This is a genomic window from Skermanella mucosa, assembly GCF_016765655.2.
In the GTDB taxonomy this organism is placed as follows: Bacteria; Pseudomonadota; Alphaproteobacteria; order Azospirillales; family Azospirillaceae; genus Skermanella; species Skermanella mucosa.
The window spans coordinates 1,166,217-1,192,605 of sequence record NZ_CP086106.1 but is presented as its reverse complement, the minus strand read 5'-3'; the positions used below and the strand labels follow the sequence as shown (position 1 = coordinate 1,192,605).

The following is a 26,389-nucleotide window of genomic DNA, read 5'->3' as shown; positions in this document are numbered from 1 at the left end:
CGGCCGTGTCATCGATTCGTGTCACGATGGACTGAACTGTACGGGAGGATGGCATGGAACTGGAAACGCGAAAGCTCGGCCGCACGGATGTCTCGCTGACGGCGTTCGGATTCGGCGGGACCTCGCTCGGCAACATGTACCGGGCGATCGACGACGAGGCGGCGATGGCCGCCCTGGACGCCAGCTTCGCGGCGGGCGTGCGCTACGTGGACACGGCGCCGCTCTACGGCCACGGGTTGAGCGAGCACCGCGTCGGCGGCTGGCTGCGCCGGGTCCGCGGGGAGAACGTCGTGCTGTCCACCAAGGTCGGCTGGCGCCTGTTCCCGGCGCGCGGGGAACCGACCGAAGCGGGGCTGTTCATGGACGTGCCGCCGTTCCGCCGGGGGCTCGACTACAGCTATGACGGCGTGATGCGGTCGTTCGAGGACAGCCTGCATCGGCTGGGAACCGACCGGGTCGACATCGTCTTCATCCACGACGCCGACCGGCGCAACCAGGGCGACGCGTTCGAGCAGCGCTTCAAGGAGGCCATGGAGGGCGCCTATCCCGCCCTGCTGAAGCTGCGCGAGCAGGGCGTCGTCAAGGCGATCGGGGCCGGCCTGAACGAGTGGGAAGCCTGCCAGCGCTTCGCCGAGGCCGGCGACTTCGACTGCTTCCTGCTGGCCGGCCGCTACACCCTGCTGGACCAGGAGAGCCTGGACAGCTTCATGCCGCTCTGCGAGAAGCGCGGCATCGGGATCGTGCTGGGCGGGCCGTACAATTCCGGCATCCTGGCGACCGGCCCGGTCGAGGGCGCCCACTACGACTATGCCCCGGCCTCGCCCGAGATCCTGGAGAAGACCCGGCGGATCGAGGAGATCTGCCGCCGCCACGGGGTGCCGTTGAAGGCTGCGGCCCTTCAGTTCCCGCTGGGGCATCCGGTGGTTGCGTCGGTCATTCCCGGCATGGGCAGCCCGGCGCGGATCAAGGAAAACATGGATCTGCTCGCCCACAAAATTCCGTCCGACCTGTGGGCGGAATTGCGGTCTGACGGGTTGATCCGTCAGGACGCCCCGCTCCCCTGAGTGCGATGGGTGCGGGCGATCCGCCTGCAACCGCGAGAGCTGGAGGGAGGAAGGCATGAGCACCGGCAAGGGTTCCGAAGCGGCCGAGCAGATCGAGAAGGCGCTGGACCGGAAGACCGGAAAGGCATCCGGCGACACCGACAAGAGTCCCGAGCGCAAGTTCGAGGAGATGGGCGAGCGCGACGAGATCCGCGACAAGGCGGGACGCACGCCCGAGGGTTCGTGACGTCGCGTTCTAGAGAAAAGAAATCCCGGAGCGCCGCCGGCGCTCCGGGACGGAAAAGCAAAGACGAACGAATGGAATGCCGATGAAGATGTTTATCCTGGGGACCCTGACGGCCATCGTGATCGCGACGGGCGTGGGCATCGTCCTGTCGAACTACCTGACCAACCCCGCCTACGATGCCTTCTCCACTCCCAGCGCGCGGGTCGGCGAGGACTCCACGGCCGAGCACCGGTTCGGCGAGCAGGCTAACTGATACCGAAGAACCGAAAAACGAAAAAGGGTGCCGCGCCCGAAGCGCCGCACCCCTTTCCTTCCAGCCGTGGCCTGCCCGTGGATCAGAAGTCCAGGCGGGTGCTCAGGATGGCGACGATGCCTTCGTTGCTCGTGGTGCTGGCGACGCCGGTGGTGGCGTCCACGTTGCGCAGGTCCTCGTCCACATACATCACGTCGCCCTGGACCGTGAAGCCGGGAGCCAGGGTGTAGGCGGCGCCGCCGCCGTAGGTCTTGTAGGAGGAGGCATAGGTCGCGGGGGTCACGCCGCCGAAATCGTCGAACTCCGGACCGCCCTTGAAGCCTTCGGCGTCGGCGTAGGACAGGCCGACAGCCAGCGGGCCGGCCGTGTAGCTGACGCCCACGTGCCAGATGGTGGTGTCGCCCGAAGTCGCCGGCACGCCGGAAACCGCGTTGTAGTCGCCGCCGTCGATATAGCCGCCGCCGAGCTTGAAGGCGCCGTAGCCGACCTGGCCGCCGACCTGCCAAGCCCAGAAATCCTCCAGCGAGGGTCCGCCGACGACGCCCAGGTCCTGGCCGGTCGCCGTGCTGCCGGTGGCGCCCGCCGCGACCGAGAAGCCGGAGAATTCGCCGGTGTAGTTGGCGCCGACTTCCCAGAAATCCTTGTAGCCGCCGGCGGTCTTGAAGCCGACGACGTCCTGGCCCTCGCTGTCGTCCTGCGTGGCGTAGCTGACGCCCGCCTGGACGCCGCCGAACCGCGGGGTCAGGTACATGACCTTGGTGGCGTCGCCCGAGTCGGGAGCCTGGACGACGCTGCCGGTCGGCAGGCTGCCCAGCGCGAAGCCGGCGCGCGGGCCGACATCCGGCGAGTTCTCCAGGAAGCGATAGCCGTCGCCGTCGATCTGCTCGACGCCGATCAGGGGAGCGTAGATCGCCAGGGTGTCGGCGGCGCCGTCGAAGTCGCCCAGCTCGATGCGGCCCCAGGTGCCGCCGAGATAGACCGACGCCTCGTCGGTGCCGACGCTGTTCGAGGCGGCGCCGGTGCTGTTCTGCAGCTCGACCTTGGCACCGTAGAGAAGGCCGTTGTCAGCCTTGCCATCGGCGCGGACGACGATCTCGGTCTCCAGCGCGAACTCGCGACTGGTCCGGTTCGAGGCGTCGTCATCGTAATAGGCGCCGAAGAACTCGGTGTAACCGCCCAGGCTCACGACGAGCTGCGCCTGGGCGGATTGAGCGCTCAGGGCGACTGCGGCGATGGCCGTGGTGGCAAGGAGGAGATTTCTCATGACCATTCCCTGATCGGGTCGATTGATGAAGCGTGTCCCCATCAGAGCGGCGAATAGATACATACGCAACAATTACCGATGAGACTGAACGTCATGACGGAAATATGATGCACAGCAGCAACACCTTGTATTTTGGAAGTAAGTTCGAAGTTCATTTACGCAAAATTCATTTTGCGTTCTGATCGCAACGCGTCTTTGCATCGCCTGTTGGACCGGTTTTCAACGGGAGAACGATCATGGCCGAAGATGACGCCAAGAAAGACGAAAAGCCCCAGCCGGGAACCGATGCCGGGCGCGACAAGACGCTGACCGAGAAGGAGGAGGAGCGTTCGGGCGGCGAGAACAAGAAGACACCGGGACCGGTCTACGACGTCTGACCGATTTTTGAGCCTGGTTTCCTGTTCGGACGGATTTGCAATGCCCGTCCGATGTGACACTATCGGCGCGTCTTTTACCCTTATCGATGGGTCGGGCGCGTGGCCGGGGAAGCAGGAGAGTTCGGTTCCGGAAGAAGCTGGTGGTCGGACGGCCCGGCCCTGGCGCGTTTCGTCGCCGACCTGATCGCGGGCGAGTTCGCCCGCCTGCGGCCCGGTTTCGAGGTCTTCGCCGGCCTTTCCGGCGGCGACGGCCCGGGCGGGGAGGCTTGGCGGGACGGCCTGATCGAGGCCGACAGCCTGGAGATGCTCCAGCTCTCGGCGGCGCTGGCCGAAGCGCTCAACCTGGGAGAGGCCGGGTCGGCCGACTACCTGCCGACCCGGCGGACCTTCGGCGGCCTGCTGGATACCTGCCGGTCGGCGCTTCCCCGGTGCGGCTCGCACATCACCTTCAGGACTTCGGGCAGCACCGGGGCCGCCAAGCCTTGCCGCCACCGCCTTGCCGACCTGGAGCAGGAGGCGGAGTTCCTGCGCGCGCTGTTCCCCGGGCGCCGCCGAATCCTCGGCGCGGTGCCCTGCCACCATATCTACGGATTCCTGATGACGATCCTGGCCGGCGCTCCCCGGGGCGCGGCCAGGCTGCCCGTGGTCGATGTCCGGGGCCGGGCGCCGGCGGCGCTGGCGGTTCTGGCGGCACCCGGCGACCTGATCGTCGGCCATCCCGCCTTCTGGTCGGCCGTCGTCCGCAGCGGGATCACCCTGCCCGCGGGAGTCCATGGCTCCGTCTCGACGGCGCCCTGCCCGGCGGAGACCGCCCGCGGCGCGATCCGGGCCGGGCTGGACCGTCTGGTCGAACTGTACGGCTCGTCGGAGACCGGCGGCATCGGCTGGCGCGACGAGCCGGCCGACGGGTTCCGGCCGATGCCCTGGTGGCGCCGCGCCGGGGATTCGACCCTGCGCCGGACCTCGGCGGACGGAACGGAGCGGGACGTTCCGGCGCCGGACCGGCTGGACTGGTCCGCCGACGGCCGCTTCCGCGTCGCGGGGCGCCTGGACGGAATGGTGCAGGTCGGCGGCGCGAACGTCTCTCCCGACCATGTGCGGCGGCGGCTGTGCGAGCATCCCTGGGTCGCCGACGCGGCGGTGCGCCTGATGACGCCGGACGAGGGAGACAGGCTGAAGGCCTTCGTCGTGCCGGCCCCGGACGCCCCCGCCGGGCCGGAATTCCACCAGGCGCTGACGCGCTGGATCGACCGCAACCTGACCGTCCCCGAACGGCCCCGGGCGCTGGCCTCCGGGCCGTCGCTGCCGTCGAATTCCTTCGGCAAGGATGCAGACTGGACCGTCCGCCAAGCCTTTCCCACCCCTCGAAGCCCGCGATCCCTCCCATGACGACCCTGCTCGACCAGCCCGACATCCTCAAGACCTCCGCCGGGGCGACCTTGCGCGAACTCGTCAACCAGATCGCCTGCCCGATCTTCGTCATCGACGTGACGGATGGGGGCGGGAGCGGCGGCGGGTTCCGGATCGCGATGCTGAACGACTGGTACGAGCGCTCCTTCGGCCTGACCAACGACGACTGCGCCGGCCGTCTGATCGAGGAGGTGCTGGCGCCCTGCCTCGCCTACCGAATCACCGGCCATTACCGGGACTGCGTCTCCACCCGCGGCCCGATCGGCTACGAGGAGGAGATCCGGCTGGGAGACAGGGTCTTCTGGACCCGGACCGTGCTGAACCCGCTGTTCCACGACGGGCGGGTCGTCCGACTGGTCGGGACCTCCACCGACCTGACCGGACACCGCCGGCTGGAGCAGGCGCTGGAAGCCGCCCAGCGCATGGCGCGGCTCGGCTGGTGGCGGACGGAGCTGGCGACGGGAAGCACGGTCTGGTCGGACATCCTGTACGGGATCCATGACCGCGATCCCGCCGCGGGGCCGCCGGGTCCCGTCGAGTTCCTCGACCTGGTCCATCCCCTGGACCGCGACCTCGCGGCGCCGTCGGCGCGGTCCGGATCGTTCGACTACCGCATCGTGCTGCCCGACGGCGAGATCCGCCACCTGCACGAGGAGCGGGTCGTCCACAGCAGCGGCGACGGGCACCCCCTGGCCCTGTTCGGGACGGTGCAGGACGTCACCGCGAGCAAGCGCGCGGCCCTGGAACTGATGGCGGCCAAGGAACAGGCCGAGCGGGCCAACCAGGCCAAGACGTCGCTGCTCGCCAACATGAGCCACGAGCTGCGCACGCCGCTGAACGCGATCATCGGGTTCTCGGAGATGATGGCCGAGGAGATGCACGGCCCCCTCGGCAACCCGACCTATGTGGAATATGCCAGCGACGTCCTGTTCGCCGGCCGGCACCTGCTCGACATCATCAACGACCTGCTGGACATGGCGAAGATCGAGGCCGGCCAGGTCACGCTGAACGAGGAGACCGTGTCCGCGAAGCGGCTGCTGGGGGACGTCGAGCGGCTGCTGAGGGAACGGGCGTCGAAGGCCCGGCTGAAGCTGACCGTGGCGCCCGCGCCGGACGACGTGGCGGTGATCGCGGACCGGCGCCTGCTGCGGCAGGTGCTGCTGAACCTGGTGGGCAACGCGGTCAAGTTCACCGAGGCCGGCGGCGAGGTCACCCTGGCGGCCCACATCCTGGCGGACGGCCAGATCTGCTTCACGACCTCGGATACCGGCATCGGGATCTCCGCCCGCGACCTGCCGGTCGCCCTCGCCCCGTTCGGCCGGGTCGGCTCGCATCTCCAGGCCAATACGGAAGGCACCGGGCTGGGGCTGCCGGTCGCCAAGGCGCTGATCGAGCTGCACGGCGGCATGCTCCATCTGAACACCAGCCCGGGCGTCGGCACCACCGCCTTCATGACGCTGCCGTCCTGGCGGGTCCGCACGCCCGACGGCAGGCCGCCGGCCCCGACCATCGGCGGCCTCAAGGAGTTCTTCAGGATCGGCGACCAGGGCGTGTTCGAGCTGGTGGAGGAGACCGGCCGGGACGCCCTGGCCGACCTGCCGATCGGCATCGTCCAGCTCGACCGGACGGGAAAGGTCCTCAGCTACAACGCCGCGGAGGAGAATTTCACCGGGCGCAAGGCCGACCTGGTGATCGGCTCGGATTTCTTCCGCGACGTCGCCCCCTGCACTTTCACGCCGGAGTTCCACGGACGGTTCCGGGACGGCGTCGAGACCGGAAGCCTGAACATCATCTTCAGCTATATCTTCACCTTCGACCAGCCCATGAAGGTGCTGATCGAGATGCGTTCCGGCCGGCAGCCCGGCACCGCCTGGCTGTTCATCCGCTGGATTTGACCGCAGGGAGCCGGGCGCCGGCCGCGACGGCGGACCGGCGCCCGGACCCGGGCCGCCGGCGGCGCGCCAGCCTCTGGATCGGCGCCTCGAGCAGGATATACGCCGCGACGCCCGCCGCCGACGATATCGCGATCGCCGAGGCCATGAAGATCCAGGCGGCGGCGGGGTCCTGCTCGACCAGCCCCAGCCGGCTCCAGACCGTCCTGATCACGCCGAGCGTCAGGATATGGGTCAGGTAGATCGAGTAGGAGGCATCGCCCAGCAGGGTCAGCAGCCCGTTCCTGCCGACCGCCCCCCTGGCCTCCAGCGACAGGCAGCCGGCGACCGTCAGGACGGCCGGCACGCCCCAGACCAGCAGGCGCGTCTCGGGAGCCTCCCAGGGGGTCAGGGCGACCATCCAGACCAGCCCGGCGGCGATCGCCGGCACGGCGGCCCAGGCCGGCAACGCCAGCCGCCCTTGCAGGTAGAGCCGGCCGAGCAGCATTCCGGCCACGAATTCCAGGATGATGGAATCCGCGAAGAAGATCAGGATCGGATCCTCGAAGGGGACCACCAGGCCGATCACCGAGATCGCCGCGAACAGGGCGGTGATCGCCGGGATGATCAGGGCGCGCGGCAGGAACAGCGCCGCCGCGAAGACCAGGTAGAAGAACATCTCGTAATTGAGGGTCCAGCCCGGGATCAGCAGGGGCCAGATCCGGGTCGGCGCGCCGGGATAGAAATGGGGGACGAAGAACAGCGACTTGATCACGTGCTCGGGCGTCAGCTCGACCGCCCGGAACAGATTCGGCAGCAGCAGGGCCGCGACCGCCACGGCCAGGGTCACGAGCCAGTACATCGGGACGATCCGGACGACGCGGTTCCGGATGAAGTCGGCCGGCGTGGTCGGCCGCGCCGAAGTCGTCATCCACATGATGAAGCCGCTGATGACGAAGAAGATGTCCACGCCCGCCTGCCCGAACGGCCAGACGCCCCCCTTGTAGAACACCTCGAAGTCGGCGATCTGGTAGCGCGCATGGTGAAACACCACCAGGAGAGCGGCGAACGCCCTTAAATACTGTATTGAAATAATATTAAATTTTATATTCCCCAAGGATGGCCGAAGGGGGGACTGCGATATGATCGTCTTACTCATGTCCAACCACAGTACATGTCGATGCCGGTTGCCCATGATAACAGAACGTCGGCTTGGAAGCCTCTCGACGGATACGGCAAGCCGGATGCTACTCCCCTTGATGCGCGCTTTCGATTACGGGTTACTCTAGTGGTTCTGCACAGTGTTTTTGATGACGTTCGGCGGAGCGGAGTACGGTAGGTCGGCCTTCGGCCGAGGCCGACCTACGGCAAATCAATCGAAACCACTGTGCCGGGCCACTTGGCGCTTCCTCAGGCCGGGCGAAGCGGCGGGGCACCGGTCAGTCGGGAGGGGAGTCGGTCCAGTCGCCGAGCGACATGATCGAGATCGCGAGGCCGACGAAGCCGAACAGGACCGCCATGCCCCAGATCAGCAGCAGGGCTCCCGTCAGGTCGCCGGGCGAGGCACCGGCCCCCAGGGTGAGGCCCCCGATGCCGCCGACATCGGCCGCGATCAGGGTGGTCGCCGTCACCGCTCCCCCGGCGAAGCCCGCGCCGAAGGCGCCGGCCAGCCTGCGCAGGATGGGACGTTCGTGCCGCAGCGGCCATCCGGAGCCGCTTCGCCGTTCGCCGGGATCGGACATGCCATGCACCCAGGTTGCCACGGGATCATCCATAGCCTGAACCGTGCCTCGCGGGATTGCGAATCTTCAATGCGGCCACGCCCCGGCGGAGGCACGCTCGCCGACGGCATCCACATCTGCGCCGCCTTCAGGCGCACCGCCCGGGGAGTTCCACACCATGCATCTCGATTACGAGGCCTACATCGCGCTCGGCTTCCTGGCCGCTACGGTCGGCGTGACCGCCGGCCTGTTCTGGTTCCTGCTGTCCCGCAGGATGAAGTAGAAGGACCGGCGGGAATACCCACGTACTCGTTCTCCTGGACAATACGCTCCGTTGCCTTGTAACAGGGACCTTCGGACCGGCGGACGGCCGGTCCGAAGGTCCTTGCGGAAGGCAAAGAGCACATCTCCATGGAACAAGACTACCGGCCGGTTTCCCCGGAGGCCCAGGTCGAAGCGTTGCGCACGCTGGTCGCGGCCGTGACCGCCGCCCGCGACGGCGGCTCGCCGGAAGCGGGTCTGGCTCCGGGGCTGCTGGATGTCCTTGACGGCCTGGAACCCCGGGATTCCGCGCTGGTGTCGGAATTGCTGATGAGCATAGCGTTCCGGGCGGGCGCCCGGGTGTCCGAACGCTATCCCTTCATCGAGTTCGCGATCCATCTCGGGCGGGCTGCCCTGGGCGAGGAGGAGGGCGGCGACCCCGCGGACTTCCTCCAGGACCGGCTGCCCGCCTGGGACGTGCTGGAACCGGCGCTGCGGACCATGCGCCGCCACGGGCGGCGCTGGTGGTCGCGGAACTCCAAAGGGGACCCGATCGACCTGCTCCAGGCCTACGCCCTGGGAGCGGCCCAGCTCGCCTGCCTGGGTCATTCCGACCAGGACTCCGGCCGTCTCGCCGCTTCCGGGCTGCTGTTCACCGCCGCGGCGCAGATCCTCACCCTGCGCCGGATCGAGGACCCTTCCGCCTGGGAGCAGGACCAGGAAGCGGGTTAGGCCGGCCGGACCTCGTCCCGGCGGTCGCGCGCTCCCAGCAGCAGGGCGAACACGGCGCCGGCCAGCCCCAGGGCGGCCATGGCGTGATAGGCGCCCGCCCCGAACCCGGCATAGGCGGTGCCCGCCAGCATCATCGCCAGCGCCGTGCCCATGCCCGTCGCGAGGGCGCCGTACAGCGCCTGGGCGGTGGCGGAGCGGTCCACCGGGACGGCCTTCGCGATATACTGCATGGCAGCGAGATGGGCGGCGCCGAAGGTCATGCCGTGCAGCACCTGGAGCAGCGCCAGGGCCGGCACGCCCTCGGCCACCGCCGTGCCCGACCAGCGGACCAGTCCGGCCAGCCCGGCCAGCACCAGCAGGCGGGCCGGACCGAGCCGCGCGGTGACGGCGCCGCCGAAGGCGAACAGCAGGATCTCGGCGATCACGCCCTCCGCCCACAGCCAGCCGATCACCGCCTCCGAATGGCCAAGCTCGCGCCAGTGCAGGGTGCCGAACGCGTAGTAGACGGCGTGGCTGGACTGGACGGCGGAAGTGGCCCCCAGGAACAGCAGGAAGCCGGGATCGCGGAGCAGCGCCGCGATCCGGCTGGTCTTCAACGGCACCTCCGCCCGTCCCGGCTCGCGCGGCGGCGGCTTCGGCGCCAGCCAGCAGGACAGGGCCGTCAGGGCCATGGCGCCGATCAGCAGGTGGAGCACGACCTCCGGCCGGCTGTCGGCGACGACGATGCCGCCCAGGCTGGCGGCGGCGATGAAGCTGATCGACCCCCACAGGCGCATCCGGCCGTAGTCGAGCCGGTGCGCCCGGGCGATCAGCAGGGTCAGGTTGTCGCCGATATTCATGATCGGGCTGAAGCCCGCGCTCATCAGCACGGTCACCAGCAGGATCGGCACGAAGCCGTCGGCCGGCAGGTACAGCAGCGAGGCCGCCAGGGCGGCGGCGCTGAGCAGGATCAGTGCCGCCCGGCGGTTGCCGGTACGGTCGACCACCACGCCGGCCACCGGGATGGTGACGATGCGGACCCACAGCGCCACCGCCAGGACCGTCCCGATCTCTTCCGCCGACAGGCCCCGGCTTTCCAGCCAGACCGGCCAGAACGGCAGCTGGATGCCCAGGATCAGGAAATAGGCGGCGTAGAACAGGGACAGTCGAAGCGGCAGCAGCATGGGGTTCCGGCGGCGATGTGCTCAGGCCAGCGGAATCTCGTGGCCCTTCTTCGGCACATCATAGCCGCGCCGGACGGCGGGACGCCCTGCGATGGCGAGATACCAGCGCCGCACATTCGGGAATTGCGCGAGATCGATCCGCTGCCATTCGAACCGCGAGACCCACGGCCACGTCGCGATGTCGGCGATGGTGTAGTCGCCGCCGGCCAGGTACTCGGTCTCGCCCAGGCGCTTGTCCATGACGGAATAGAGCCGCCGGGCCTCGGCGCCGAACCGTTCCTCGGCATAGGGCGCCTTGCCGGGGTTGAACTGAAGGAAATGGTGGGCCTGGCCCAGCATCGGGCCGGCGCCGCCCATCTGGAACATCAGCCACTGCCAGGTCCGCCACCGGCCGGGACCGTCCTGGGGGATGAACATCCCCGTCTTCTCCGCCAGGTACAGCAGGATCGCGCCCGACTCCATCAGGGAAGCACCCGTGTCGTGGTCGACGATCGCCGGGATCTTGTTGTTAGGGCTGATCCTCAGGAAGTCCGGCGCGAACTGCTCGTCCTTGGTGATGTCGATCGGGTGGACCTCATAGGGCAAGCCGGTCTCCTCCAGCATGATGGAGGCCTTCCGGCCGTTCGGCGTGGTCCAGGTATAGAGATCTATCATGGCGTTTCCTCGGCTGCGGGAGGGTCGAGTGTGGCCCACTTCGACGCTCCCGCAAACCGGGCAGTCAGGCGGCCCGCACCTTTTCGATGAAGTCGTCCACCGCGCGCCGGAGCACCAGGGACTGGCGGGTCAGCTCGGAGGATTCGCGGAGCACCTGCTCCGCCGTGGCGAGCGAGGCGTCGGCGGCCGCGGTGACGCCGGCGATGTTGGCCGCTACCTCGCTGGTCCCGGCGGCGGCCTGCTCGACGTTGCGCGCGATCTCGCCGGTCGCCGCCTGCTGCTGCTCGACCGACGCGGCGATCGCGGCCGAGGTGCCGCTGACCTCGTCGATGGTGTGCAGGATGTCCTGGATCGCCTCGACCGCCTGGGCCGTCGCCGCCTGGACCGAACTGATCTGGCCGGAGATGTCCTCGGTCGCCTTGGCGGTCTGGTTGGCCAGGTTCTTGACCTCCGACGCCACGACGGCGAACCCCTTGCCGGCGTCGCCGGCGCGGGCCGCCTCGATCGTCGCGTTGAGCGCGAGCAGGTTGGTCTGGCCGGCGATGGTGTTGATCAGGCCGACCACCTCGCCGATCTTCTGGGCCGCGGTCGAGAGGCTTTCGACGATCTCGTTGGTTCGCCGGGCCTTTTCCACCGCGTGCTGGATCGTGCGGGAGGACCGGTCGACCTGCCGGCCGATCTCGGCGATCGACGAGGCCAGTTCCTCCGCCGCGGCGGCGACGGTCTGGACGTTGGTGGACGCGTGGTCGGCCGCGTTGGCGACCGCGGTCGCCTGGTGGGTCGCCTGCTGGGCGGCGGTGGACATGGTGGCCGCCGTCGCGTTCATCTCCCCGGACGAGGTCGTGACATGGGTCACGACGCCGTTGACGTGATGCTCGAAATCGTCGGCCAGCTCCATCATGGACCGCCGGCGTTCCTCCGCCGAACGCTGCTCCTGGGCGGCCTGCTCGGCCTGGAGCCGTTCGACCCGGATCGCGTTCTCCTTGAAGACCTGGACCGCCCGCGCCATCTCGCCGACCTCGTCCGCGAAATCGAGCCCCAACACCTCGACGGAACGGTCGCCCGACGCGAGCAGCGTCATGGTGCCGGTCATGGTCTTGACCGGGACGACGATGCTGCGGGCGATCAGCCAGGCCAGCAGGATGCCGCCCAGGAGCGCCGCGGCGACGAGCGTCCCGCTGACCTTGATGGTATTGTCGATCTCGGACAGGGTCCTCTGCTCGGTCTCCCGGAAGACGGCGCTCCAGCCGTCCACGGTGGCCTGGGTCAACTCGCCGAACTCCTCCCCGACGACCGGCATGACCTCGTAGATGAGGCTGTTCATCTCGAACGCGGACGCGGCCATGCGGTCGAAGGTCTTGGAGTAGTTGTCGGCGAGCCGGAGCACGTCCTGGGCCAGCGCCATGCGGTCCGGATCGTCGAACCAAGCGGCGAGATTGGTGGCGGCCGGCTTGAAGGCGGCAAGCCGCCGCGTCACGCTTTCGGCCAGCGCCTCGTCCGGCGTCGCCAGGAACTGGGTGGCGTTGAGCCGGGCGTACATGAACTGTTCCTGGGCGATCCCCGCGAGCCCCGCGGTCTCCATCTGCTTGTCCGCCGTGGCCTCGCTGATCAGGGACGACAGGTTGCCGACGATCTGGTCGCCGAGCGGCTTGAGGGTCTGCTCGACCAGGGTGTCCCGCTTCACCCGGGCTTCCTTCAGCTTGGCGAACCTGTCCCCGTAGTCGGCGGCAAGCTGGACCATGCGCTCCAGCCGGGTCCGGCTGATCTCGTCATGGGCGGCCGGCATCAGGCGCGTCAGGCCGGAAGCGATGTGGTCGAGCAGTTCCCGGACCTGGTCGGCGGCCGCCTGGCTTCCCGAGGAAGTATAGAGCAGCGCGTGCCGGCGAAGTTCCGCGAAATCCAGGTTGATCGTGATCACCGTGGCGGTGTTGGCCGAGGTCTCGCCGTACCGTTCGAAATTCGCACGGGCGGTGATCAATTCGGCGATGCCGAAGCCGCCGACGGCTCCCAGCAGGGCGAGAATCAGCATGAACCCCGCATAGATCCTGGAACCGATCCGGAACCTGGAAGAAAAAGACCCCATCGTCCTGCCTCGTCCTCTGGCCGCCGGCCGCCGCGATCCCGTCATCCTGCGGTGAATGGCTGCGGACCCTGCTTGAATTCTGTCGGTCGAAGGGAGAGCGGCGGCACTCCGTCCGAACCGATCCGGTAGCTGACTTTCGGACTTGTTCGCCCTGATTTGAATCGGTCTTACGTTGCCGTGCCAATTGGCCGCGCATGGTAAGATATCTTCCCTCTTGGGTCCGGCTGCGGCGCGCGATCTCCGGGTGGTGCCGCCGGGCGGTGCCGCAGGACGCGAGGTCACGCGATTGTCCTTCTCACCGAAGGCCCGCCGCCTTAGGATGGGGTAACCCGAAAGGTTCAGAGAACAAGCCCATGGCTGTTGACCAGCGACTGCCGCCGGTTCCCGGCAAGAAGCCTTCGATACCCGGCCCCACGTGGCAGCCGCCCGTTCCCGCGCGCAAACCGGCCGGCGAAGGCTTCGCCGCGGCGGTGGAGCGGGCCGGCACTCCCCTGCCCGGCCGCAAGCCGGCAGGGGCGCCGCCGGAACCCCTGGGCGGCGGGCCGGTCGTGGACGCGATCCGGTCCGTCGCCGGATTGTCCGGGCACAGCTTCGCCTCGCTGCTCTCCCAGGCCCAGCAGGAAAGCGGGCTGGATACCAAGGCCCGCAACCGCAGGAGTTCGGCGACCGGCCCCTTCCAGTTCATCGAACGCACGTGGCTGGACCTGGTGCGGCGCCATGGATCGGCTTACGGCCTGGGTGAGATCGCGCAGAAGATCAAGGTGGTCGACGGCGCGCCGACCGTCAGCGACGCCGCGACGCGCAAGAAGATCCTGGCGCTTCGCGAGGATCCGAACCTGTCCGCCGGCATGGCCGCCCGGTATCTCGGCGAAGGCAAGGAACGGCTGGGCAAGATGCTCGGCCGGCCGGCTTCGACGATCGAGAGCCGGATCGCCTACATCATGGGCCCGAGCGGGGCCGCCCGGCTGATCAACGCGGCCGAGAAGACCCCCGGGAAGCTCGCACGCGACCTGCTGCCCTCGGCCGCCGCAGCCAACAGGAACCTGTTCCACGACCGCAGCGGGCATGCGCTCACCGCGTCGGACATGCTGAACCGGCTGACCCGCCGGATGCAGGCTGACGAGAAGCGTTTCGCCGGGCTGGAAGACGCCCCCGACGCGCAGCCGGCGCCCGCGCATTCCAACGCGCTGTTGTTCGCGCAGATGCGGCAGGACGGCTGGCCGGACGAACCGGAGGACGAGGCCGCGGACGGTGATTCTCCGGCCCTGTTCCCCCGGCAGGGCGAGCCAGCCGGCTGAGCAGGGCGGCCGGGACATTCGATTCCATGCGTTGCACCACGGCCCAACGCATCGCACAAGATGAAGCGGGGGAATGATTCGTTCCCGCCGAAACACTGGCGCTGCCGAAGAGCCCCTCACGGGCATGGAGGAGGCCGGAGCGCCATGAAATCACGGGCGCGACCTGATCGGGCGCCCCCGGACGCATTACATGAACAGAGGAAGCCATCGCCGACGGGCGGCTTCACCGCAGCGGAACAACATGCCTCGATTTTGCGCACGGGCTCACCACCCGCGAGGAACGGCCGCGCGCGGCGGGTGTTGCCCCGGACAGCGGCCACATGCGCGAGGAGATGGACGCGATGAAGATCGATCCGAAACTTCGGGAAGACCTGGCTCAGAAGCTCTATGAGGAAAGCGACCGGACGGGCGTCGCCTGGGTGCGACGGCCGGAGTCCGTCAAGCATGCTTTCCGGGAAGCGGCGGAGCGGAAGCTGCGCTCCCATACCGATGACCATGCCGGGCATGGGCAGGACCGGATCAGGCAGGAACGTGGAAAGCAGACCGCCGGCGCGGGCCGGCATGCCGACTGGCCGCACCGGGGCAAGCCGGTGATGGAGCCCTGCACCCGGTGACGCACGTCGAATCGACCGCCCCTGCGCAGGACCGGCTCATCCTCGACACCAATGTGTTCGTGGCCGCGGGCTTCAATCCGGGAAGCAATGCCGCGGCCGTGGTGGAGGCGGTCCGGGAGGGACGGTACCGGCTTGCCTGGGCCGAGGCGACCCGGCGCGAGACCGAGACGGTGGTCCGCCGGATTCCCGGGCTCGACTGGAGCCGCCTCGCCGGTCTTTTCGCGGCGTCCGGCGAACATCGCGGCCCGCTCGACGTTTCATCCTTCTCCAGGGTGGAGGATCCGGGCGACCGAAAGTTCGCGGCGCTCGCCTGGGCGACCGGGGCGGCGCTGATCACCAGCGACGCACACCTGCTGTCCTGCCGCGACGAACTCCCGGTCACGGTGTTGACGCCGCGGGAATTCGTCGGCGGATCGACGACCTGAAACCTGGCCGAAACCTGGGCGGAAAAGCACCATGTCCTTCATAGATAACCTTGTCAGCCACCTGGGCGAAATCGGCGTCGAATCGGACGACCTGCCGCTCCTGGTGCCGGCGGTCATCGCCGCGGGCGCGCTGATCGCCTTCGCCGACGGCACCGCCGAGGGCAGGGAACTGCGGGAAATCGACTCCGAGGCGTTGCACTGCCTGATGGGCGACCAGGGACGCGCCGACGACATCCGCCGCGTGCTCGACCAGCACCTTTCCAATTTCGACCGGGACCGGACCTTCGGACACGACCGTGCCCTGGGCGTACTGGCCGATTTCGCGCCCGACGCGCCCATGGAGCAGCGGGAACTGGTCCTGCGCTCGGCGCTTCAGGTGGGGGGAGCGTGCGGCGCGCTGAGTCCGGGGGAGCGGGATGCGGCGCGGGAGATCGCCCGGATACTGAGGCTCGATCCCGCCGCCCAGGGTCTCTGATACAGCGCGAAAGCCCCAGGCCGGCCTCCGGGAGGGGGCCGGCCTGCGGTGACTGGCAGGGTTCTTCAGGAAGCCTTGCCGATGGCATCAGCCGCGGGGGGCGACCACCATGCAGTCCTGGCCCTTCGACTCGAGCCGGGAGCAGGCCTGCTCGGCGGCGGCCTTGGTCATGCCGATGAAACGGGCCTGGAACACTCCGGTCCGGCTCTTCAGGACGGTGCTCTTCGCGCCCTTGACGTGAGCCGGGATGACCTTGGCGGTCGTCGTCAACCCGGCCTGGCCCGCCTTGTGGCTCTTGTAGCTGCCGACCTGGATCGCCCAGGTACCCGCTTTGGCCGGCGGGGCTGCCTTGGTCGCCGGCTTCGGAGCCTTGGCGACCGCTTTCTCCGCCCGCGGGGCGTCCGCCTTGATCGTGGCGCGGACGGTCGGGACGACGGCCGCGACCTCCACCGTCGAGACGGTCCGGCCGAGCGGCTTGACGCCGAAGCCGTGGTCGAGGAGGGCCGCGACGCGGTTGTCCCGCTCGCGCGAGGTGCGGCCGCCCAGGACAACCGCGATCAGGCGCCGGCCGTCACGCACCGCCGTGGCCGCGAGGTTGAAGCCGGAGGCATTGACGAAACCGGTCTTGATGCCGTCCATGCCGTCGTAGCGGTTCATCAGGCGGTTATGGCTGCGGACCACCGCGCCGTTGTACGAGAAGCTGCTGCGGCTGAAATAAGGGTAGTGGCGGGTGTGCGTCCTGATCAGGGCCTGCGACAGCGTCGCGATGTCGCGCGCGGTCGTCTTCTGGCGCGCGTTCGGCAGGCCCGAGGCGTTCAGGAACGTCGTGTTCCGCATGCCGATGATGCGCGCCTTGGTCGTCATCATCTCGGCGAAACCCTCTTCCGTGCCGCCGATCGCCTCGGCCAGCACCACGGCCGCGTCGTTGGCCGACCGGGTCACCAGGCCGAGGATCGCGTCCTCCACCCGGATCGACGTGCCCGCGACCAGCCCCAGCTTGGAGGGGGACATGTTCTGGGCGCGCCGGGACACGGGAATGAACTGGTCGAGGGTCAGTTCCCCTTTGTCCAGGCTGTCGAACGCCAGGAACAGCGTCATCATCTTGGTCAGCGAGGCGGGCTGGGTCGGGAGGTCCGGGTTCTGGGCGTGCAGGACGACGCCGGTGGCCGGATCGATCAGAAGCTCCGCATAGGGCGGCGGGGCGGCTTCGGCCCGAAGCGGAAACAGCAGGGCGCAGACGATCGCTGCGACGAGGGAAATGCGTGACGGCAAGTCAATGGAGCGGCGAAACATGATGGTTCCTGAAAAACACTGCCGCATCATGATTAGGCGCCATTGGTTAAAAATTAAGAACTTCGTTTCATTCCTTTTCAGTGACTTGCAGCTTTTCCCTATGACAAAGGTTAAGGTCGGGCCGCGGCTGATCGGGGCCGCCGCGCCGGAGAGCCTGTCTGGGATGGGCGGATCGCATCAAGGCGAGGCGGCTTCGGATCATCCATGGATCCTACCGCGGGGCGCAGAATCAGGCATCGAGGGATACGGCTTGCCTCATTTCGGTTTCATTATAATCTCGGAACGTTAAAGTTCCATCAAGTGGGCTGTCCGGACGGACGGCCCGGCTCGATCCGGGGGGTACTCTGTTCGCCCGGCTTCCCCGCAACCGATGGTTATCGCGAATTGCTGTGCCGTTCAGGAATAGACCCGGGATCGAAACCACCTCACGACCCGTACGGGGCCGTCTCCGGCTTCACACCCTTTCGTGCGAGGCTCCGATGATTGAAAGCGCCGATCCGGCAACGGGCAAACGGTTTCGGATCATGATCGTCGAGGACGACGCCCTGGTCGCGCTGGGGATACGCTGCACCCTGGACGAACTCGGATACGAGGTCTGCGGCGTGGCGGCGTCGGAGCCGGAGGCCCTGGCGCTGGCGGGCCGGACGCATCCGGAACTGGCGCTGATGGACATCCGGCTGCGCGGTCCGACCGACGGGATCGACACCGCGCGGCGCCTGCGCGCCGAGTTCGGCATCCGGTCCGTCTACCTGTCGGCCTATACTGACCACCAGACCATGAGCCGGATCACCTCGACCTACCCTCTCGGATTCGTCCAGAAACCCTACTCGGCCGTGCAGCTTCGCATGGCGCTGGATCTGGCGGTCCGCCGGCTCGGCTCCTGAAGGGCCCGGCTCCTGAAGGGCCCGGCTCCTGAAGGGCCCGGCTCCTGAAGGGCCCGGCTCCTGAAGGGCCCGGCTCCTGAAGGGAGTGCGCCGGCGAGGGCGGGTCGCGCGGACACCAAGGAGGATGGAGCATGACTGAGCCGCTGAGCCTGGAGCCCGCCCGGCTGACCCTGCCCCTCTTGCGGCGGGTCGCCCGGGACGCCGCCCTGCCGGTGACCCTGGCGGACGGCTGGCGGAACGAGGCGGAAGCCTCGGCGGCCGCCGTTGCCGACGTGATCGCCCGCGGCGATGCCGCCTACGGCATCAATACCGGCTTCGGGCTGCTGGCGCGCAAGCGCATCCCGCCGGAGAACCTGCGCGAGCTTCAGACCCGCCTCGTGCTCTCCCATGCGGCCGGCACCGGCCCAGCGCTGCCGGCCGACGCGGTGCGCCTGATCCTGGCGCTGAAGGCCGCGAGCCTCGCCCGGGGCCGCTCCGGCGTTCGGCCGCTGGTGATCGAGACCCTGCTGGCACTGGTCAACCGCGGCGTGCTTCCCGTGATCCCGGCCAAGGGATCAGTCGGCGCCTCCGGCGATCTGGCCCCGCTGGCGCACATGACCGCCGCCCTGACCGGCGTCGGCGAGGCGACGGTCGGGGGCAGGATCGTTCCGGCGGCGCAGGCTTTGGCCGAAGCCGGGATCGAACCGCTGGTGCTGGAGGCCAAGGAAGGCCTCGCGCTGCTCAACGGGACCCAGGTCTCGACCGCCCTGGCATTGGTCGGCCTGTTCGCCGCCGAGGATTGTTTCGCTGCCGCACTGGTCGCGGGAGCGCTTTCGGTCGATGCTGCCAAGGGCAGCGACGTGCCGTTCGATCCGAGGATCCACGAGCTGCGCGGACAGCCCGGCCAGATCGAGGTCGCCCGCGTGCTGCGCCGCCTGCTCGCCGGCAGCGCCATCCGGCAGTCCCACCTGACGGGCGACGAGCGGGTCCAGGACCCCTACTCGCTGCGCTGCCAGCCCCAGGTGATGGGAGCCTGCCTGGACCATCTCCGCTTCGCGGCGCAGGTGCTGGAGCGGGAAGCCAACGCCGTGACCGACAACCCGCTGGTCTTCCCGGACAGCGGCGACATCCTGTCGGGCGGCAATTTCCACGCCGAGCCGGTCGCCATGGCCGCCGACGTGCTAGCCCTGGCGATCGCCGAGACCGGCGCCCTGTCGGAACGGCGCACCGCCCTGCTGATGGACGCCACCCTGAGCGGGCTGCCGCCCTTCCTGGTGGCGGAAGGGGGGCTCAACTCCGGATTCATGATCGCACAGGTGACCGCGGCGGCCCTGGCGTCCGAGAACAAGCAGCTGGCGCACCCGGCCAGCGTCGACAGCCTGCCGACATCCGCCAACCAGGAGGACCATGTCAGCATGGCGACCCACGGCGCGCGCCGATTGGGGGAGATGGCCTCGAACACGGCGGGCATCGTGGCGATCGAGCTGCTGGCCGCCTGCCAGGGCGTGGATTTCCACCGGCCGCTGGAGACCTCGCCGGCGCTGGCCGGCGCGCTGGCGATCGTCCGGGACCGGGTGCCGTTCTACGACCGGGACCGGTACTTCGCCCCGGATATCGCGGCCGCGGGGGGAACGGTGACGGAAGGGCTCTGGCACGCCTTCATGGACCGGGGGCTTCTGCCGGGAACCCTGTGAATGGGCCTCCCCGTCCCCTATAATCATACAAAACCAAGGCCGCATGCACCGGGGAGGCAGACAAAAAATGCGCGGACTCATGATGGACAAGCCGCTGCTGATTTCTTCGCTGATCGATTTCGCGGAGGAATACCACGGCACGACGGAGATCGTTTCGCGCACGGTCGAAGGGCCGATCCACACCTATACCTACGCCGAGGCCGCCAAGCGCGCGCGGCAACTGGCCAACGCCCTGACCGCGCTGGGGGTGAAGCCGGGCGACCGGATCGGCACGGTGGCCTGGAACGGATATCGGCATTTCGAGATCTACTACGCCACCTCCGGCATGGGAGCGATCTGCCACACGATCAACCCGCGCCTTTTCCCGCCGCAGATCTCCTACATCATCAACCACGCGGAAGATTCATACCTGTTCGTGGACCTGACCTTCGTGCCGCTCCTGGAAGGGATCGCGGAGCACCTGGCGGGCGTGAAGGGCATCGTGGTGATGACCGACCGGGACCACATGCCCGAGTCGAAGCTGCCGAACCTGCTCTGCTACGAGACGCTGGTGCGCGGCCATTCGGACCGGTACGAGTGGCCCCGGTTCGACGAGTGGACCGCCTCGTCGCTCTGCTACACGTCGGGCACCACCGGCAATCCCAAGGGCGTGCTCTACAGCCACCGCTCGACCGTGCTGCACAGCTACGCGGTGGCCCTGCCCGACGCGCTGAACCTGTCCTCGAACGACACGGTGATGCCGGTCGTGCCGATGTTCCACGTCAACGCCTGGGGCCTCCCCTACGCCTCCCCCATGACCGGAGCGAAGCTGGTTTTCCCCGGGGCCAAGATGGACGGCGCCAGCCTGCACGAGCTGATCGAGCTGGGCGGCGTGACGGTCAGCGCCGGCGTGCCGACGATCTGGGCCGGGCTGATCCGCTACATGCAGGAGAACGGCAAGACGTTCAGCACGCTGAAGCGGACGGTGGTCGGCGGGTCGGCGGCGCCCCGCGCCATGATCGAGACCTTCCAGGACGAGTTCGGGGTCGAGCTGCTGCATGCCTGGGGCATGACCGAGACCTCGCCGATCGGCTCCGTCTCGCGGCTGAAGCCCGGCATGGAGAGTCGTTCCGATGACGAAAAGATGGCGATCAGGGCGAAGCAGGGCCGTCCCCTGTTCGGCATTCGCATGAAGATCGCCGACGACGAGGGCAAGCCCCTGCCCCACGACGGCGTGGCCTTCGGCCACCTGAAGGTGTCGGGGCCGTGGGTCTGCGCCCGCTATTTCAAGGAGGAGACGCCGTCGGCCCATGACGGCGAGGGCTGGTTCTCGACCGGCGACGTCGCCACCATCGACGCCGACGGCTACATGCAGATCACCGACCGCAGCAAGGACGTGATCAAGTCGGGCGGCGAGTGGATCAGCTCGATCGACCTGGAGAACACGGCGGTCGCCCACCCGGACGTGGTCGAGGCGGCGGCGATCGGCATCGCCCATCCGAAGTGGGACGAGCGCCCGCTGCTGGTGGTGATCCCCCGCGCCGGCAGCGGCCTGACGCGGGAGGGCCTGCTGGCGTTCTTCGAAGGCAAGATCGCCAAGTGGTGGCTGCCCGACGACATCGTCTTCGTCGAGGAGCTTCCCCACACCGCCACCGGCAAGCTGCTGAAGACCAAGCTGCGCGAGCAGTTCAAGGATTATCGCCTGCCGACCGCGGCGGAATGAGGGACCGGGGGAGGTAGCGGCGGCGGCGACGGAGATGGTATTGGAGCGTTCCGCACCTACATGGCTGGAACGCCCCAGGCCCACCCGATCCCCAGGACATCATGAAGGCCGACCGCCACGCGCCGCCCTCCCCAAGCGACGACGGGACCTCTCCAGCCGGGACCTCGCCAGCCGGGACCGCGGGCGAAACGTTCCGCCACGCGCCGGCCAACCCGGTGGTCCGCCATTTCCTGATGGCGCTCGGCTTCGTGATGGTCGCCCTGGGGACGCTGGGGGTCTTCCTGCCCGTGCTGCCGACGGCGCCTTTCCTGATCGTCGCGGCCTGGGCCTTCTCCCGCAGTTCCGAGCGGTTCCACCGCTGGCTCTACGAGCATCCCCATTTCGGCCCGCCGCTGGTCGCCTGGAACAGGCACGGCGTGATCCCGATGACCGGCAAGGTGCTTTCGGTCATAGGAATGTATGGCAGCCTTGTCCTGGTAATCCTGTTCGTGGCAACCGACTGGGTGCTGCCGACGGTCCATTTCGTGATCATCACCGCCGTGGCGGCCTATATCCTGACGCGGCCGAGTCGGGCTCCGGATTGATCCGCGGACCGGAATTCCGGTCCGGTGGCCCGGCACAGTGTTGTTGATTGGTTTATCGTAGGTCGGCCTCGGTCGAAGGCCGACGCCGACAGCGTGGCCGGAGCATTGGCGCAGGGTGTCGGCGTTCGCCCTGACGGGCAAAGGCCGACCTACGGCACTACGGGGATTGCGACGCCAGCCAGTCGAGCAGCGTCTCGCAGTCCTTCAGGTCGGCGCGGTGGACCTCCCGCAGGTCCGCCAGCACGCCGCACAGCTCGTCGCTCCCGACGCGCGGCAGGGTCGCGTCGAACTGCGAGATCACCCAGGCCATGCCGCCGTTGAGCAAGGCCAGGCGTTCGGCCAGGGCGTCGAGCCCGAGCACCTCGTCGTGGAAGCTGCTGGTGGCGCCGGAAGGGATGTCGCCGAGCTGCGTGACGATGCGGGTCAGGACGCCGCAGAACCGCGCCTGGTTGCGCTGGACCGACGCCAGAAGGTCGATCGCCTCCTGCTGCTCGAACTCCGCCAGGAGCGCCGTCAGGACCTTGGCGCTGGCGCGGCCGACCTCCAGCATGGCGTTGAGCGATCGCGCCAGGTCGGCGTCCGGGAGAGGGTCCACGACCGGCGCCCGGCCGGAACAGGCCGGATCGAGCTCCGAAGCGTAGCAGGGCGGCGAAGCATAGCTTGTCGTTTCAAGGTCGGACATGCCCAATACTCCTTTAATCAGACTATAATCCATCAGTACTGGGCTTGGAAGCCTGGCCCAAAAATGTCCCGAACGTTAACAGGAATAATAGGGCCAAGGCGTTGTTCATACTCGCGTCGACTGTTGAGTTTTATTCAGCCGATCGATGACTATCTTGCAAAACACTGGGATAATCGAAGGGAGTCGTTCGCATGCGCAACAAACTTTGGCTGGTGCTGGCACCGATGATGATGTTGGGGCTTGCCGCCTGCGGCGAGGATACCGCGTCGACCGACGAGCCCGCGACCCCGCCCGCCGCCGATGCACCGGGTGCCGCGGGCGGAACGACCACGCCCCCGCCGGCGACCGGCACGGGCACCCAGTAAGCACCCTGGAAGCAATCCCTCAGGTGCCGCCCTCCTCGGGCGGCACCGGCCGGGGCCGGCGATCCTCGCCGATGGCCACATAGGTGAAGACGCCCTCCGTCACCTTCGTCGCGATCCGCCCCTGCCCCCGGCGGATCCAGGTATCGACCTTGACCGACATGGACGTCCGTCCGATCCGCTGGACCGTGCAGTAGCAGCTCACCTCGTCGCCGATCAGCACCGGCTGGTGGAATTTCATCGCCTCGATGCCGACGGTCGCCACCCGGCCGCCGGCGCGCCGGGCCGCCACCATGCCTCCCGCCACGTCCATCTGGGCCAGCAGCCAGCCGCCGAAGATGTCGCCGTTGGGGTTGGTGTCGGCCGGCATCGCGATGGTGCGCAGCGCCGGACCATGGCTGAAGTCGGGGCTGCAGTCGGGTTCCTGATCTGCCATCGCGGCTTCCTCTTGAGTCGGGGGACGAATCCGAATACCAAATCTTGTAGCCGATCCATAATGCGGCGCTGCGTCCACTTGCGGAAGCAGTGATCTAATTCCTATAATATGGCCATGAGCGATCTATTTCAAAATACCGTGCGCAAGGAAGACAGCTACTCCGCCCAGGACATCGAGGTCCTGGAGGGGCTGGAACCGGTGCGCCGACGCCCCGGCATGTATATCGGCGGCACCGACGAACGGGCATTGCATCACCTCGTGGCCGAGATCCTGGACAACGCCATGGACGAGGCGGTGGCCGGCCATGCCAGCCGCATCGATCTGGAGCTGGCCTCCGACGCGACCGTCACGATCCGCGACAACGGCCGCGGCATCCCGATCGACGAACACCCCAAGTACCCGGGGAAGTCCGCGCTCGAAGTGATCATGACGACGCTGCACTCCGGCGGCAAGTTCAGCGGCAAGGCCTATGCGACCTCGGGCGGCCTGCACGGCGTGGGATTGTCGGTGGTCAACGCCCTGTCCGACCGGCTGACGGTGGAGATCGCCCGCGACCGCCAGCTCTTCACCCAGAGCTACAGCCGCGGGCTGGCCGTGGGCGACCTGGTGAGCCTGGGCGCCGTCCACAACCGGCGCGGCACGACCATCAAGTTCCATCCCGACGCGCTGATCTTCGGCGAGGGCGCCGCCTTCAAGCCGGAGCGGCTGTACCGCATGGCGCGGTCGAAGGCCTATCTCTACAAAGGCGTCGAGATCCGCTGGGCCTGCGACCCGGAGCTGCTGGGACCCGACGCGGTGACCCCGGCGGCGGAGACGCTGCGCTTCCCCGGCGGCCTGAACGATTACCTGACCGCCGCGCTGAAGGACCGCAAGTCCCTGACCCCCGCCCCGTTCGCGGGCGAGGTGCCGTTCCCCGGCGACGCCGGGCGGGCGGAATGGGCGATCGCCTGGCCGGAGGACGAGGAAGGCTTCATCCATTCCTACTGCAACACGGTGCCGACGCCCCAGGGCGGCAGCCACGAGATGGGGCTTCGCGCGGCGTTGACCCGCGGATTGAAGTCCTTCGGCGAGCTGGTCGGCAACAAGCGGGCGGCGCAGGTCACCGCGGACGACGTGTTCGGCGGGGCGACCATCCTGCTGTCGGTTTTCATCCGCGATCCGTCCTTCCAGGGCCAGACCAAGGAGAAGCTGGCGACCGCCGAGGCGGCGCGGCTGGTCGAGCTGGCGGTCAAGGACCATTTCGACCACTGGCTGTCGGCCGATCCGGCGGCGAGCAACCTGCTGCTCGACCACCTGATCGAGAAGGCGGAGGAGCGGCAGCGCAAGCGCCAGGCCAAGGAGATGTCGCGCAAGACCGCGACCCGCAAGCTCCGCCTGCCGGGCAAGCTGGCCGACTGCAGCCGCAACACCCCGGACGGCACGGAGATCTTCCTGGTCGAGGGCGACTCGGCGGGCGGCTCCGCCAAGCAGGCGCGGATCCGTGAGACCCAGGCGATCCTGCCGCTGCGCGGCAAGATCCTGAACGTGGCGAGCGCCAGCGCCGACAAGATGCGGGCCAACCAGGAGCTGAGCGACCTGATCCAGGCGCTGGGCTGCGGCGTGGGCCGCGACTTCTCGTCGGAGAAGCTCCGGTACGAGCGCGTCATCATCATGACCGACGCCGACGTGGACGGCGCCCACATCGCGTCGCTGCTGATGACCTTCTTCTACCGCGAAATGCCCGGCCTGATCCAGAACGGCCACCTGTACCTGGCCCTGCCGCCGCTCTACCGGGTCACCCACGGCGGCAAGTCGGTGTATGCCCGCGACGACGCCCACAAGGACGAGCTGGTGAAGACGGTGTTCGCCGGCAAGAAGGTGGAGCTGAGCCGCTTCAAGGGCCTGGGCGAGATGCAGCCGGCGCAGCTCAAGGAAACGACCATGGACCCGGGCAAGCGCACCCTGCTCCGCGTCGTGGTGCCGGACACCCACGACCCGGAGATGCGGGGCCAAGTGGAGCAGACCAAGTCGCTGGTCGAGAGCCTGATGGGCCGGAAGCCCGAGCTGCGTTTCCAGTACATCCAGGAAAACGCCCGCTTCGTCCAGGACATCGACGTATAGCCGGAACGTCTCGCGCGGTTGCGCGTCCCGGAACTTCCTTCCCTCAGGGGCTGTTGGCATGGGCGGTGCTGCGAAGCGCCGAACCGACACACCCCCGAGGGGCAGGAAAGCCGATGCAGATCCGAGAGATCATGACCCGCGACGTGGAGGTGGTCGCCCCCGGCGACACGATCCAGCGCGCGGCGAAGCTGATGGACGAACTGAACGTGGGCGTCCTTCCCGTGTGCGAAGGCCCCAAGCTGGTCGGCATGGTCACCGACCGGGACATCACCGTCCGCGCGACCTCCGTCGGCAAGGCGCCCGGCGAGTGCAAGGTCGCCGAGGTTATGACCGACGAGCCGCGCTACTGCTACGAGGACGACGTGGTGAGCGACGTGTCGCGGCTGATGGGCGACATGCAGATCCGCCGTGTGCCCGTGCTCGACGGCAGCGACCACCTGATCGGCATCGTCTCCCTAGGAGACATCGCGACCAATTCGGACCGGCCGCAGACCGTCGCCGACACGCTCGGCCAAGTCTCCGAGCCGTCCGCGCCGGACCGCGGCTGACCTTTTCACTGCAATCAAACCTGAAGGAGATTTGCGGCATGGCTGCCGATAACCAGAACCACGACAAGGCCCAGGATCTCGCCGAGGAGGGACTGGAGAAGATGATCGAGGGCGACCGGAAGGAAGGCGAGAAGCTGGTCGAGAAAGCCAAGAAGCTCGATTCCGACGCTGTCGCCGAGGTCGCGCAGGAGGCCGAGGAGGACCGGCAGCAGGCCGAGAAGTTCCAGAAGTAAG

The 26,389-nt window shown here is 68.2% G+C and carries 29 protein-coding genes; 20 read left to right on the top strand and 9 right to left on the bottom strand.

The genetic code is table 11. The annotated features are described in order from the left end of the window. Nucleotides 1–53: 53 nt before the first annotated feature. The 3 genes from JL100_RS05500 to JL100_RS05490 all read left to right on the top strand — a co-directional run bounded on the left by JL100_RS05500 (nucleotide 54) and on the right by JL100_RS05490 (nucleotide 1,543). The gene (locus JL100_RS05500; protein WP_202682122.1) at nucleotides 54–1,064 is read left to right on the top strand and encodes an aldo/keto reductase; all 1,011 of its coding nucleotides are present in this window, start codon (nucleotides 54–56) and stop codon (nucleotides 1,062–1,064) included. A gap of 55 nt (nucleotides 1,065–1,119) precedes the next feature. After that, entirely contained in the window at nucleotides 1,120–1,290 is a 171-nt protein-coding gene (locus JL100_RS05495) for a hypothetical protein (protein WP_202682123.1), read from the top strand. A gap of 82 nt (nucleotides 1,291–1,372) precedes the next feature. Beyond that, entirely contained in the window at nucleotides 1,373–1,543 is a 171-nt protein-coding gene (locus JL100_RS05490; protein WP_202682124.1) for a hypothetical protein, read from the top strand. A gap of 82 nt (nucleotides 1,544–1,625) precedes the next feature. Here JL100_RS05490 and JL100_RS05485 read toward each other — a convergent pair whose 3' ends face one another. Next, a complete protein-coding gene (locus JL100_RS05485; protein ID WP_202682125.1) occupies nucleotides 1,626–2,807 on the bottom strand; it encodes a porin in 1,182 nt (393 codons plus the stop codon). Between the two features lie 236 nt (nucleotides 2,808–3,043). On the opposite strand from JL100_RS05485, the gene JL100_RS05480 reads away from it, so the two are divergent. The 3 genes from JL100_RS05480 to JL100_RS05470 all read left to right on the top strand — a co-directional run bounded on the left by JL100_RS05480 (nucleotide 3,044) and on the right by JL100_RS05470 (nucleotide 6,489). Beyond that, on the top strand, nucleotides 3,044–3,184 hold the full coding sequence (locus tag JL100_RS05480; protein WP_202682126.1) for a hypothetical protein: 141 nt from the start codon (nucleotides 3,044–3,046) through the stop codon (nucleotides 3,182–3,184). A gap of 99 nt (nucleotides 3,185–3,283) precedes the next feature. Then, complete coding sequence (locus tag JL100_RS05475; RefSeq protein ID WP_202682127.1) at nucleotides 3,284–4,573, top strand: AMP-binding protein; 1,290 nt, start codon at nucleotides 3,284–3,286, stop codon at nucleotides 4,571–4,573. Continuing rightward, the gene (locus JL100_RS05470) at nucleotides 4,570–6,489 is read left to right on the top strand and encodes an ATP-binding protein (protein ID WP_202682128.1); all 1,920 of its coding nucleotides are present in this window, start codon (nucleotides 4,570–4,572) and stop codon (nucleotides 6,487–6,489) included. Before JL100_RS05475 ends, JL100_RS05470 begins: the two co-directional genes overlap by 4 nt. On the opposite strand, the gene JL100_RS05465 is transcribed toward JL100_RS05470, so the two are convergent. Both JL100_RS05465 and JL100_RS05460 read right to left on the bottom strand, forming a co-directional pair. After that, nucleotides 6,473–7,519, bottom strand: coding sequence for an acyltransferase family protein (locus tag JL100_RS05465; RefSeq protein ID WP_202682129.1), 1,047 nt, complete (start codon nucleotides 7,517–7,519; stop codon nucleotides 6,473–6,475). The genes JL100_RS05470 and JL100_RS05465 overlap by 17 nt on opposite strands. A gap of 385 nt (nucleotides 7,520–7,904) precedes the next feature. Further along, nucleotides 7,905–8,228, bottom strand: coding sequence for a hypothetical protein (locus JL100_RS05460; protein ID WP_202682130.1), 324 nt, complete (start codon nucleotides 8,226–8,228; stop codon nucleotides 7,905–7,907). Nucleotides 8,229–8,597: 369 nt separating this feature from the next. Here JL100_RS05460 and JL100_RS05455 point away from each other — a divergent pair, with 369 nt between their 5' ends. Next, on the top strand, nucleotides 8,598–9,179 hold the full coding sequence (locus JL100_RS05455) for a hypothetical protein (protein ID WP_202682131.1): 582 nt from the start codon (nucleotides 8,598–8,600) through the stop codon (nucleotides 9,177–9,179). Here JL100_RS05455 and JL100_RS05450 read toward each other — a convergent pair. The 3 genes from JL100_RS05450 to JL100_RS05440 form a co-directional block, all read right to left on the bottom strand. Then, nucleotides 9,176–10,342: a 3-phenylpropionate MFS transporter gene (locus tag JL100_RS05450; RefSeq protein ID WP_202682132.1), complete on the bottom strand. Its 1,167-nt coding sequence runs from the start codon at nucleotides 10,340–10,342 to the stop codon at nucleotides 9,176–9,178. The two genes, JL100_RS05455 and JL100_RS05450, sit on opposite strands and share 4 nt — an antisense overlap. 21 nt (nucleotides 10,343–10,363) lie before the next feature. Then, nucleotides 10,364–10,996, bottom strand: a complete 633-nt coding sequence (locus tag JL100_RS05445) for a glutathione S-transferase family protein (RefSeq protein WP_202682133.1) — start codon at nucleotides 10,994–10,996, stop codon at nucleotides 10,364–10,366. Between the two features lie 64 nt (nucleotides 10,997–11,060). Further along, on the bottom strand, nucleotides 11,061–13,025 hold the full coding sequence (locus JL100_RS05440) for a methyl-accepting chemotaxis protein (RefSeq protein WP_202682134.1): 1,965 nt from the start codon (nucleotides 13,023–13,025) through the stop codon (nucleotides 11,061–11,063). 407 nt (nucleotides 13,026–13,432) lie between these two features. On the opposite strand from JL100_RS05440, the gene JL100_RS05435 reads away from it, so the two are divergent. The 4 genes from JL100_RS05435 (at nucleotide 13,433) to JL100_RS05420 (ending at nucleotide 15,891) form a co-directional block, all read left to right on the top strand. Continuing rightward, nucleotides 13,433–14,377: a lysozyme family protein gene (locus JL100_RS05435; protein WP_202682135.1), complete on the top strand. Its 945-nt coding sequence runs from the start codon at nucleotides 13,433–13,435 to the stop codon at nucleotides 14,375–14,377. Nucleotides 14,378–14,697: 320 nt separating this feature from the next. Beyond that, nucleotides 14,698–14,991, top strand: a complete 294-nt coding sequence (locus JL100_RS05430; protein WP_202682136.1) for a hypothetical protein — start codon at nucleotides 14,698–14,700, stop codon at nucleotides 14,989–14,991. Then, nucleotides 14,988–15,416, top strand: a complete 429-nt coding sequence (locus JL100_RS05425) for a PIN domain-containing protein (protein WP_202682137.1) — start codon at nucleotides 14,988–14,990, stop codon at nucleotides 15,414–15,416. The genes JL100_RS05430 and JL100_RS05425 overlap by 4 nt, the downstream gene beginning before the upstream one ends. 31 nt (nucleotides 15,417–15,447) lie before the next feature. Then, entirely contained in the window at nucleotides 15,448–15,891 is a 444-nt protein-coding gene (locus JL100_RS05420; RefSeq protein WP_202682138.1) for a TerB family tellurite resistance protein, read from the top strand. A gap of 87 nt (nucleotides 15,892–15,978) precedes the next feature. On the opposite strand, the gene JL100_RS05415 is transcribed toward JL100_RS05420, so the two are convergent. Further along, nucleotides 15,979–17,184 (bottom strand): D-alanyl-D-alanine carboxypeptidase family protein, encoded by a 1,206-nt coding sequence (locus JL100_RS05415; protein WP_202682139.1) that lies wholly within the window; start codon nucleotides 17,182–17,184, stop codon nucleotides 15,979–15,981. Here JL100_RS05415 and JL100_RS05410 point away from each other — a divergent pair. The 5 genes from JL100_RS05410 to JL100_RS05390 all read left to right on the top strand — a co-directional run bounded on the left by JL100_RS05410 (nucleotide 17,183) and on the right by JL100_RS05390 (nucleotide 22,027). Next, on the top strand, nucleotides 17,183–17,473 hold the full coding sequence (locus JL100_RS05410; protein WP_228421085.1) for a hypothetical protein: 291 nt from the start codon (nucleotides 17,183–17,185) through the stop codon (nucleotides 17,471–17,473). The genes JL100_RS05415 and JL100_RS05410 overlap by 2 nt on opposite strands. Before the next feature lie 235 nt (nucleotides 17,474–17,708). Further along, entirely contained in the window at nucleotides 17,709–18,068 is a 360-nt protein-coding gene (locus JL100_RS05405; RefSeq protein WP_267133600.1) for a response regulator, read from the top strand. A gap of 131 nt (nucleotides 18,069–18,199) precedes the next feature. Then, a complete protein-coding gene (gene hutH, locus JL100_RS05400; protein ID WP_202682141.1) occupies nucleotides 18,200–19,741 on the top strand; it encodes a histidine ammonia-lyase in 1,542 nt (513 codons plus the stop codon). Nucleotides 19,742–19,808: 67 nt separating this feature from the next. Then, nucleotides 19,809–21,443: a 3-(methylthio)propionyl-CoA ligase gene (locus JL100_RS05395; protein WP_202682142.1), complete on the top strand. Its 1,635-nt coding sequence runs from the start codon at nucleotides 19,809–19,811 to the stop codon at nucleotides 21,441–21,443. 101 nt (nucleotides 21,444–21,544) lie between these two features. After that, entirely contained in the window at nucleotides 21,545–22,027 is a 483-nt protein-coding gene (locus JL100_RS05390) for a YbaN family protein (protein WP_202682143.1), read from the top strand. Nucleotides 22,028–22,184: 157 nt separating this feature from the next. Here JL100_RS05390 and JL100_RS05385 read toward each other — a convergent pair whose 3' ends face one another. Continuing rightward, nucleotides 22,185–22,709, bottom strand: coding sequence for a DUF6306 domain-containing protein (locus JL100_RS05385; RefSeq protein WP_202682144.1), 525 nt, complete (start codon nucleotides 22,707–22,709; stop codon nucleotides 22,185–22,187). 191 nt (nucleotides 22,710–22,900) lie between these two features. Here JL100_RS05385 and JL100_RS05380 point away from each other — a divergent pair, with 191 nt between their 5' ends. Continuing rightward, entirely contained in the window at nucleotides 22,901–23,074 is a 174-nt protein-coding gene (locus tag JL100_RS05380) for a hypothetical protein (RefSeq protein ID WP_202682145.1), read from the top strand. A gap of 19 nt (nucleotides 23,075–23,093) precedes the next feature. On the opposite strand, the gene JL100_RS05375 is transcribed toward JL100_RS05380, so the two are convergent. Continuing rightward, complete coding sequence (locus tag JL100_RS05375) at nucleotides 23,094–23,507, bottom strand: acyl-CoA thioesterase (RefSeq protein ID WP_202682146.1); 414 nt, start codon at nucleotides 23,505–23,507, stop codon at nucleotides 23,094–23,096. A 114-nt stretch (nucleotides 23,508–23,621) separates the two neighbouring features. Here JL100_RS05375 and parE point away from each other — a divergent pair, with 114 nt between their 5' ends. The 3 genes from parE to JL100_RS05360 all read left to right on the top strand — a co-directional run bounded on the left by parE (nucleotide 23,622) and on the right by JL100_RS05360 (nucleotide 26,388). Continuing rightward, complete coding sequence (gene parE / locus JL100_RS05370; RefSeq protein WP_202682147.1) at nucleotides 23,622–25,607, top strand: DNA topoisomerase IV subunit B; 1,986 nt, start codon at nucleotides 23,622–23,624, stop codon at nucleotides 25,605–25,607. A 113-nt stretch (nucleotides 25,608–25,720) separates the two neighbouring features. Next, nucleotides 25,721–26,155, top strand: coding sequence for a CBS domain-containing protein (locus JL100_RS05365; protein WP_202682148.1), 435 nt, complete (start codon nucleotides 25,721–25,723; stop codon nucleotides 26,153–26,155). A 38-nt stretch (nucleotides 26,156–26,193) separates the two neighbouring features. Then, complete coding sequence (locus JL100_RS05360) at nucleotides 26,194–26,388, top strand: hypothetical protein (protein ID WP_202682149.1); 195 nt, start codon at nucleotides 26,194–26,196, stop codon at nucleotides 26,386–26,388. Nucleotide 26,389 lies beyond the last annotated feature (1 nt).

Coding starts and splice junctions, on each gene's coding strand:
- JL100_RS05500 (WP_202682122.1), top strand. CDS start 54: ATGGAACTGGAAACGCGAAAGCTCGGCCGCACGGATGTCTCGCTGACG.
- JL100_RS05495 (WP_202682123.1), top strand. CDS start 1,120: ATGAGCACCGGCAAGGGTTCCGAAGCGGCCGAGCAGATCGAGAAGGCG.
- JL100_RS05490 (WP_202682124.1), top strand. CDS start 1,373: ATGAAGATGTTTATCCTGGGGACCCTGACGGCCATCGTGATCGCGACG.
- JL100_RS05485 (WP_202682125.1), bottom strand. CDS start 2,807: ATGAGAAATCTCCTCCTTGCCACCACGGCCATCGCCGCAGTCGCCCTG.
- JL100_RS05480 (WP_202682126.1), top strand. CDS start 3,044: ATGGCCGAAGATGACGCCAAGAAAGACGAAAAGCCCCAGCCGGGAACC.
- JL100_RS05470 (WP_202682128.1), top strand. CDS start 4,570: ATGACGACCCTGCTCGACCAGCCCGACATCCTCAAGACCTCCGCCGGG.
- JL100_RS05455 (WP_202682131.1), top strand. CDS start 8,598: ATGGAACAAGACTACCGGCCGGTTTCCCCGGAGGCCCAGGTCGAAGCG.
- JL100_RS05450 (WP_202682132.1), bottom strand. CDS start 10,342: ATGCTGCTGCCGCTTCGACTGTCCCTGTTCTACGCCGCCTATTTCCTG.
- JL100_RS05445 (WP_202682133.1), bottom strand. CDS start 10,996: ATGATAGATCTCTATACCTGGACCACGCCGAACGGCCGGAAGGCCTCC.
- JL100_RS05440 (WP_202682134.1), bottom strand. CDS start 13,025: ATGCTGATTCTCGCCCTGCTGGGAGCCGTCGGCGGCTTCGGCATCGCC.
- JL100_RS05435 (WP_202682135.1), top strand. CDS start 13,433: ATGGCTGTTGACCAGCGACTGCCGCCGGTTCCCGGCAAGAAGCCTTCG.
- JL100_RS05430 (WP_202682136.1), top strand. CDS start 14,698: ATGCGCGAGGAGATGGACGCGATGAAGATCGATCCGAAACTTCGGGAA.
- JL100_RS05420 (WP_202682138.1), top strand. CDS start 15,448: ATGTCCTTCATAGATAACCTTGTCAGCCACCTGGGCGAAATCGGCGTC.
- JL100_RS05410 (WP_228421085.1), top strand. CDS start 17,183: ATGATGGTTCCTGAAAAACACTGCCGCATCATGATTAGGCGCCATTGG.
- JL100_RS05415 (WP_202682139.1), bottom strand. CDS start 17,184: ATGTTTCGCCGCTCCATTGACTTGCCGTCACGCATTTCCCTCGTCGCA.
- JL100_RS05405 (WP_267133600.1), top strand. CDS start 17,709: ATGATCGTCGAGGACGACGCCCTGGTCGCGCTGGGGATACGCTGCACC.
- hutH (WP_202682141.1), top strand. CDS start 18,200: ATGACTGAGCCGCTGAGCCTGGAGCCCGCCCGGCTGACCCTGCCCCTC.
- JL100_RS05395 (WP_202682142.1), top strand. CDS start 19,809: ATGCGCGGACTCATGATGGACAAGCCGCTGCTGATTTCTTCGCTGATC.
- JL100_RS05390 (WP_202682143.1), top strand. CDS start 21,545: ATGAAGGCCGACCGCCACGCGCCGCCCTCCCCAAGCGACGACGGGACC.
- JL100_RS05385 (WP_202682144.1), bottom strand. CDS start 22,709: ATGTCCGACCTTGAAACGACAAGCTATGCTTCGCCGCCCTGCTACGCT.
- JL100_RS05380 (WP_202682145.1), top strand. CDS start 22,901: ATGCGCAACAAACTTTGGCTGGTGCTGGCACCGATGATGATGTTGGGG.
- JL100_RS05375 (WP_202682146.1), bottom strand. CDS start 23,507: ATGGCAGATCAGGAACCCGACTGCAGCCCCGACTTCAGCCATGGTCCG.
- parE (WP_202682147.1), top strand. CDS start 23,622: ATGAGCGATCTATTTCAAAATACCGTGCGCAAGGAAGACAGCTACTCC.
- JL100_RS05365 (WP_202682148.1), top strand. CDS start 25,721: ATGCAGATCCGAGAGATCATGACCCGCGACGTGGAGGTGGTCGCCCCC.
- JL100_RS05360 (WP_202682149.1), top strand. CDS start 26,194: ATGGCTGCCGATAACCAGAACCACGACAAGGCCCAGGATCTCGCCGAG.